This window comes from Pseudomonas sp. MF6776 (assembly GCF_016613125.1).
In the GTDB taxonomy this organism is placed as follows: Bacteria; Pseudomonadota; Gammaproteobacteria; order Pseudomonadales; family Pseudomonadaceae; genus Aquipseudomonas; species Aquipseudomonas iridis.
Map to the genome: position 1 here is coordinate 50134 of NZ_JAENSQ010000032.1, position 6815 is coordinate 56948.

Annotated in this window: 6 protein-coding genes; all 6 read right to left on the reverse strand. The window is 60.5% G+C overall.

Annotated features, from left to right (window positions below; translation table 11 throughout):
* Positions 1-141: 141 nt before the first annotated feature.
* The 6 genes from JJD74_RS25675 to JJD74_RS25700 all read right to left on the reverse strand — a co-directional run bounded on the left by JJD74_RS25675 (position 142) and on the right by JJD74_RS25700 (position 6811).
* The gene (locus JJD74_RS25675) at positions 142-951 is read right to left on the reverse strand and encodes an ABC transporter permease (protein WP_042557845.1); all 810 of its coding nucleotides are present in this window, start codon (positions 949-951) and stop codon (positions 142-144) included.
* Entirely contained in the window at positions 941-1876 is a 936-nt protein-coding gene (locus tag JJD74_RS25680; RefSeq protein ID WP_042557846.1) for an ABC transporter permease, read from the reverse strand. Before JJD74_RS25680 ends, JJD74_RS25675 begins: the two co-directional genes overlap by 11 nt.
* Before the next feature lies 1 nt (position 1877).
* A complete protein-coding gene (locus tag JJD74_RS25685; protein ID WP_200617105.1) occupies positions 1878-2915 on the reverse strand; it encodes an ABC transporter ATP-binding protein in 1038 nt (345 codons plus the stop codon).
* Between the two features lie 155 nt (positions 2916-3070).
* Positions 3071-4222, reverse strand: coding sequence for a putative ABC transporter substrate-binding protein YdcS (gene ydcS, locus JJD74_RS25690; RefSeq protein WP_200617106.1), 1152 nt, complete (start codon positions 4220-4222; stop codon positions 3071-3073).
* A gap of 83 nt (positions 4223-4305) precedes the next feature.
* Positions 4306-5763: a gamma-aminobutyraldehyde dehydrogenase gene (locus JJD74_RS25695; protein WP_042557849.1), complete on the reverse strand. Its 1458-nt coding sequence runs from the start codon at positions 5761-5763 to the stop codon at positions 4306-4308.
* Positions 5764-5896: 133 nt separating this feature from the next.
* Positions 5897-6811 (reverse strand): LysR family transcriptional regulator, encoded by a 915-nt coding sequence (locus tag JJD74_RS25700; RefSeq protein ID WP_047299877.1) that lies wholly within the window; start codon positions 6809-6811, stop codon positions 5897-5899.
* Positions 6812-6815: the final 4 nt, after the last annotated feature.

Consider the following 6815-nt stretch of genomic DNA (forward strand, 5'->3'; position numbering starts at 1 on the left):
TTTTTCTGCCGAAACCGGATTGAAACTGTGGGAGCGAGCCTGCTCGCGAAAGCGGTGTATCAGTCGACATCAATGCTGGATGCGACGGCCTCTTTGCGAGCAGGCTCGCTCCCACAGGGGACGGTGGTGTCTGTCAGGGATTCATTTGCCGCCACTCCCCGCCACGCTCTCACCACCCCGCGTCAGGTAGTACGCGCCCAGGATCGGCAGCATGGTCACCATCATCACCAGCATGGCGACGACGTTGGTCACCGGCACATCCCGTGGGCGGCTGAGCTGGTTGAGCAGCCACAACGGCAACGTGCGTTCATGACCGGCGGTAAACGTGGTGACGATGATTTCGTCGAACGACAGCGCAAACGCCAACATGCCGCCGGCCAGCAACGCCGAGCTGAGGTTTGGCAGGATGATGTAGCGAAACGTCTGCCAACCATCGGCGCCCAGATCCATCGAAGCCTCGATCAAACTGTGCGAAGTGCGGCGCAGGCGGGCGATGACGTTGTTGTAAACGATCACCACACAGAAGGTCGCGTGGCCGACGATGATGGTGAACATTCCCGGTTCGATCCCCAGCGTCTTGAAGGTCGCCAGCAGCGCGATCCCGGTGATGATCCCGGGCAGCGCGATCGGCAGGATCAGCATCAACGAAATGCCCTGTTTGCCGAAGAAATCGCGGCGGTACAAAGCCGCCGAGGCGAGCGTGCCGAGGACCATCGCGATCAAGGTGGCGATGGCTGCGATTTGCAGCGATAACTTGATCGATTCCAGAACGTCCGTTCGCGAAAACGCCACGCTGAACCAGTGCAGCGTGAAGCCCTTAGGCGGAAAGCTGAACGCGGCCTCTTCGGTGTTGAAGGCGTAAAGGAAGATGATCAGGATCGGGAAGTGCAGAAACACCAACCCGCCCCAGGCTGCGATGCGCAGACCCAGTGAAGCGCGCTCAGAGTGCATCGAAGGCCCCCAGTCGTTTAACGATGGACAGGTAGATGGCAATCAACACAATCGGCACCAACGTAAACGCGGCGGCCATGGGCATGTTGCCAATCGCACCTTGCTGCGCATACACCATGCTGCCGACGAAGTAGCCCGGCGGGCCCACCAGTTGCGGCACGATGAAGTCGCCCAAGGTCAGGGAAAACGTGAAGATCGATCCGGCGGCAATCCCCGGAATCGACAGCGGCAGAATCACCTGCATGAAGGTCTGGCGCGGCTTGGCGCCAAGGTCGGCCGAAGCCTGCAATAACGACGGCGGCAGGCGCTCCAGCGAAGCCTGAATCGGCAGGATCATGAACGGCAACCAGATGTAGACGAACACCATGAACCGCCCCAGATGCGAGGTCGACAAGGTGCTGCCGCCCACGCCAGGAATCCCGAGGATGAATTGCAAAACCGGTTCCAGCCCCAGGTGCTGAACGAACCACTGCGCCACGCCACCCTTGGCCAGCAACAACGTCCACGCGTAAGCCTTGACGATGTAACTGGCCCACATCGGCATCATCACCGCGATGTAGAAAAACGCCTTGGTCTTGCCGGTGGTGTAGCGCGCCATGTAGTAGGCAATCGGGAATGCCAGGATGGCGCTGGCAATCGACACGACGATGGCCATGCTCAGCGTGCGCAGGATGATGTCGAAGTTCGACGGCTGGAACAGCGCGGCAAAGTTCGCCAGCGTCAGGTCAGGAGTGACCGCCATGGTGAAGTCGTCGAAGGTGTAGAAACCCTGCCACAACAGCACCAGCAACGAGCCGAGATAGATCGCGCCGAACCACAGCAGCGGCGGCACCAGCAGCATCGACAAATACAGGTTCGGCTTGCGGTAGAGCAGGTTGGAAAACCTGCGCAATGGCGGCGATTGAGTCATCGCGAGCGTGCTCATTTCACACCCCGCTCGTCACGGTATCGTGCAGCGGGATCATCGCTCCCCGCGCCCAGCGTGCGCTAAGGCGTTGACCGGTCTGATGCTGTGCGCTGCTGTCGATCCACTGGTTGTTGGCGTGGCTGATGCTCAGGGTCTGGCCGTTTTCCAGGGTCAATTCATAGCGCGTGGCGCTGCCCTGATACTGGATGTCGTGGAGCAAACCGCTGACTTCGATTTCATGGCTGGCCAAGGGGCCTTCGGTGAAACGCACATGTTCCGGACGAATCGAAAACGGCTGCGGATGGCCGCTGATCTGCCGCGCCAGTTCACCCCGAATCACGTTCGACGTGCCGACGAATTCGGCGACGAAAGTGGTGGTCGGTTTCATGTACAGATTGCGCGGCGTGTCGACCTGTTCGATGCGACCCTTGTTGAATACGGCGACGCGATCGGACATCGACAGCGCTTCGGTCTGATCGTGGGTGACGAAGATGAAAGTGATGCCGAGCTGGCGTTGCAGCTTCTTCAGTTCGCTTTGCATTTGCTCGCGCAGTTTCAAATCCAGCGCGCCGAGCGGCTCATCGAGTAGCAGCACTCGCGGACGATTGACCAAGGCGCGGGCGAGGGCCACGCGCTGGCGCTGACCACCGGACAACTGCACCGGTTTGCGTGCGCCGTAGCCGCCGAGCGCGACCATGTCCAAGGCTTCTTCAGCGCGTTTGTGGCGCTCGGTTTTGCCGACACCTTTGACCTTCAAACCGTAGGCGACGTTGTCGAGCACGTTCATGTGCGGGAACAGCGCGTAATCCTGAAACACAGTGTTTACGTCACGTTGATAAGGCGGCAAACCCGCCGCTTCGACGCCGTGAATGCGAATCGAACCGGCGCTCGGTTGTTCGAACCCGGCGATCAAGCGCAAGCAGGTGGTTTTGCCGGAGCCGGAAGGGCCGAGCATGGAAAAGAACTCGCCGTCCTGGATATCGATGGAAACCCGGTCAACGGCCTTAACTTCGCCGAACTGCCGAGAAACATTGGTGAACTGGACTGCAAGCGTCATGGTGCGGTGCTCCAAAAAGGCGAAAGCCGTCGCAGCGGCCCTGCCTGGACTTCTGAAAAAGCTGAAATATCTAACGGTGAATGCGATCTGCTTTTTAGCGCCCTATCCCCCCGGGGGGCGGGGGGGAAGGGAGCTTGACCGAGCTGTTCTCGAGCTTAGCGACCGCCCATGATCGCGATGTAGTCCTGTGTCCAGCGGCTGTACGGCACAAACTTGCCGCCCTCGGCCTGCGGGGTTTTCCAGAAGGCGATCTTGTCGAACTGGTCGAAACCGTTGGTCTTGCAACCCTCGGCGCCAAGCAATTCGCTCTCCTTGCACGCCGCCGGCACGGCCGGTAACGAGCCAAACCACGCCGCCACATCACCCTGGACTTTCGGTTGCAGCGACCAGTCCATCCACTTGTAGGCGCAGTTCGGATGCTTGGCCTCGGAGTGCAACATGGTGGTGTCGGCCCAACCGGTGGCGCCTTCTTTCGGGATGGTCGAAGCGATTGGCTGCTTCTCGTTGATCAGGCCGTTGACCTGATATGGCCAGGCGCTGGAGGCGACCACGCCTTCGTTTTTGAAGTCGCTCATCTGCACTGTGGTGTCGTGCCAGTAGCGGTGGATCAGCGGCTGCTGCGCGCGTAACAGATCCAGCACAGCCTTGTACTGCGCCTCGGTCAGTTGATACGGGTCGCTGATGCCCAATTCAGGCTTGGCCGATTTCAGGTACAGCGCCGCATCGGCAATGTAGATCGGTCCGTCATACGCCTGCACACGGCCCTTGTTCGCTTTGCCGTCCGGCAGGTTCTGCGCGTCGAACAGCACATTCCAGCTGGTCGGCGCAGTCTTGAACACGTTGGTGTTGTACATCAGCACGTTCGGCCCCCACTGGTACGGGGTGCCGTAAGTCTGATTGTTGACCACGTACCACGGCGCATCTTTCAGGCGTGGGTCGAGGGTTTTCCAGTTCGGGATCAACGCGGTGTTGATCGGTTGCACACGCTTGCCGACGATCAACCGCAGCGACGCATCGCCCGACGCGGTGACCAGGTCGTAACCGCCCTTGGCCATCAGGCTGACCATTTCGTCAGAGGTCGCGGCGGTTTTCACGTTGACCTTGCAGCCGGTTTCCTTCTCGAAACCGGTCACCCAGTCGTAGGCCTTGTCGCTCTCGCCACGTTCGATGTAGCCCGGCCAGGCGACGATATCCAACTGACCTTCACCAGCGCCGACAGCCTTCAGCGGTTCTGCCGCTTGCAGGCTGGCGCTGGCCAGCAGGGCCGTGGTGATTGCACTGAGCAGTGCGGTCTTGTGCACGAACATGGTTGAACCCTCTTCTTTAAATTATGGTCGGGGCAGTTGTGAACGCGGTGAAGCATGCCGTTGGCGGCTTGTTATTAGCGTAGTCAGAGATGCTGGCCGTGGCGGGCCATGATGTGCCGCACCACGCTGTAGTCCTGAAGCGAGTCGCTGGACAAGTCTTTGCCATAACCTGAACGTTTCAGCCCGCCGTGGGGCATTTCGCTGACCAGCATGAAATGGCTGTTGATCCAGGTGCAGCCGTACTGCAGACGCGCGGCGACCTGCATCGCCTTGTCCAGATTCTGTGTCCACACCGACGAGGCGAGGCCGTATTCGGAGTCGTTGGCCCAGTCGACGGCTTGGGCGAGTTCGTCGAAACGGGTCACGGTCACCACCGGGCCGAACACTTCGCGCTGGACGATTTCGTCGCTCTGCTTGCAACCGGCCAGCAGCGTTGGTTGATAGTAGAAACCGGCACCGGAATGCACCGCCGCGCCGGTCACCCGCTCGATGTGCGGCTGACCGAGGGCGCGTTCAACGAAACTGGCCACGCGGTCACGCTGACGCGTGCTGATCAGCGGGCCTATTTCGTTGTCGGCATCGCGTTTGCCTGCGAAGCGCAGGCTGCTGACGGCGGCACCGAGTTCGGCGACCAGTTTGTCGTGGATGCCGGCCTGGGCGTAGATCCGGCAAGCAGCGGTGCAATCCTGCCCGGCGTTGTAGTAACCGTAAGTGCGCACGCCTTCGACGACGGCTTGAATGTCCGCGTCGTTGCAGACGATTACCGGCGCCTTGCCGCCGAGTTCAAGGTGTGTGCGTTTGAGGGTTTTCGCCGCGGCCTGAAGGATTTTCTGCCCGGTGACGATATCGCCGGTCAGCGAGACCATGCGGATTTTCGGGTGACTGACCAAATGGCTGCCGACGCCTTCGCCACCGCCGCAGATGATGTTGATCACCCCGCGCGGCAGGATTTCGGCGAGCGCAGGGGCCAGTGCAAGGATCGACAGCGGCGTGTGTTCGGATGGCTTGAACACCAGCGTGTTGCCAGCGGCGAGGGCCGGGGCGATTTTCCACGCGGCCATCATGATCGGGTAGTTCCACGGCGCAATCGAGGCGACGACGCCAATCGGATCGCGGCGCACCATGCTGGTGTAACCCGGCAGGTATTCACCGCTGAGCTGGCCGGTCTGGCAGCGCACGGCTCCGGCGAAAAAACGGAACACGTCGACGGTCGCAGTCAAATCGTCCTGACGAGCCAGATGCAACGGCTTGCCGCAGTTCAACGATTCAAGGCGGGCGAGGTGATCGGCGTGTTTTTCGACGGCGTTGGCGATGTCCAGCAGCAGATTGGAGCGTTGCTGCGGCGTGGTCCGCGACCATTCGGCGAACGCACGGTGAGCCGCGAGGATGGCGGCTTCGACCTGTTCGGTGCTGGCTTCGGCGATGTGCGTGAGGATTTCACCGGTGGCCGGGTTGAGGATCGGCTCGACAAAGCCTTCACCGGCGACCAGCTCACCGTCGATCAACAACGCGGTACACATTGGGGTCTGCGCGCCAGCCATTTTGCGAGCTCTCTTTTCTTGTATGGCCATTGTTGCTCCCTGTGTCACCGGGAGCCGACCGTCTTATAGATGCAGCAAGACTAGTGCGCGGCTCCGGGGGCGACAAATTCTAAATACTGAAGGTGGCATTCGATTAAATAGATGGCTTGCGTCCGCCGTGGGGTTGTTCGCGGGCCACGGTGAGGAAGGGGTCGACGAGAGCAGGTCGTGCGGCGCCGCGACGCCAGGCCAGGCCGACATCAAGGGTCTGGTTGAGGTCGGCAATTGGCCGCGCTTCGATGATGTCGCCTTCCAGTGACCATGGGCGGTAGGTCATGTCCGGCTGGATCGATACACCCAAACCGGCCGCAACAAGGCTCCGCACCGCTTCGGTTGAAGCGGTTCTCAGGGTGATCTTCGGTTGCAGTCCGGCGCCGCGCCATAGGCGTTGGGCGTTGCGATCCATCTCGTCGACGTTGAGTTGAATCAACGGTTCGCGAGCAACATCGGCGAGATTGATACTGTCGTGTTCCAGAAGCGGATGCTGGGCCGGAAGCCATAAACGGTGCGGCGAATGAGTCAGAACCTCAGTCTGCAAGGCGTGGCGATCTTCGAGGTTGGAGAGGATCAACACGCCGACGTCGATTTCGCCGCTGACCAGCAAGTGCTCGATGTAGGGGCGTTCGTCCTCCATCACCCGTATCTCGACATTTGGATAAGCACGCTGAAACCGGGTGACCAAATCCGCGAGGTAATAACCAGCGACAAGGCTGGTCACACCGATTATCAACTGCCCGGCAACCTGATCGGTGCTCTGTTGCAGGCTGCGTTTGGCGTTATCCACCGTCGCCAGAATCAGGTGCGCCTGGCGTAGGAATTGATGACCCTGATGCGTCAGCGTCATGCCCTTGGCGTGTCGGCTGAACAGGCTGACGCCGATTTCCTCTTCCAGTTGCTGGATCGCCAGGGTCAGGGTCGATTGGGAAATGAACGCCGTTTGCGCAGCGGCAGAGATCGAGCCTGTCTCGGCCACGGCGATGAAGTGACGGATCTGACGCAAAGTCATCATGAGA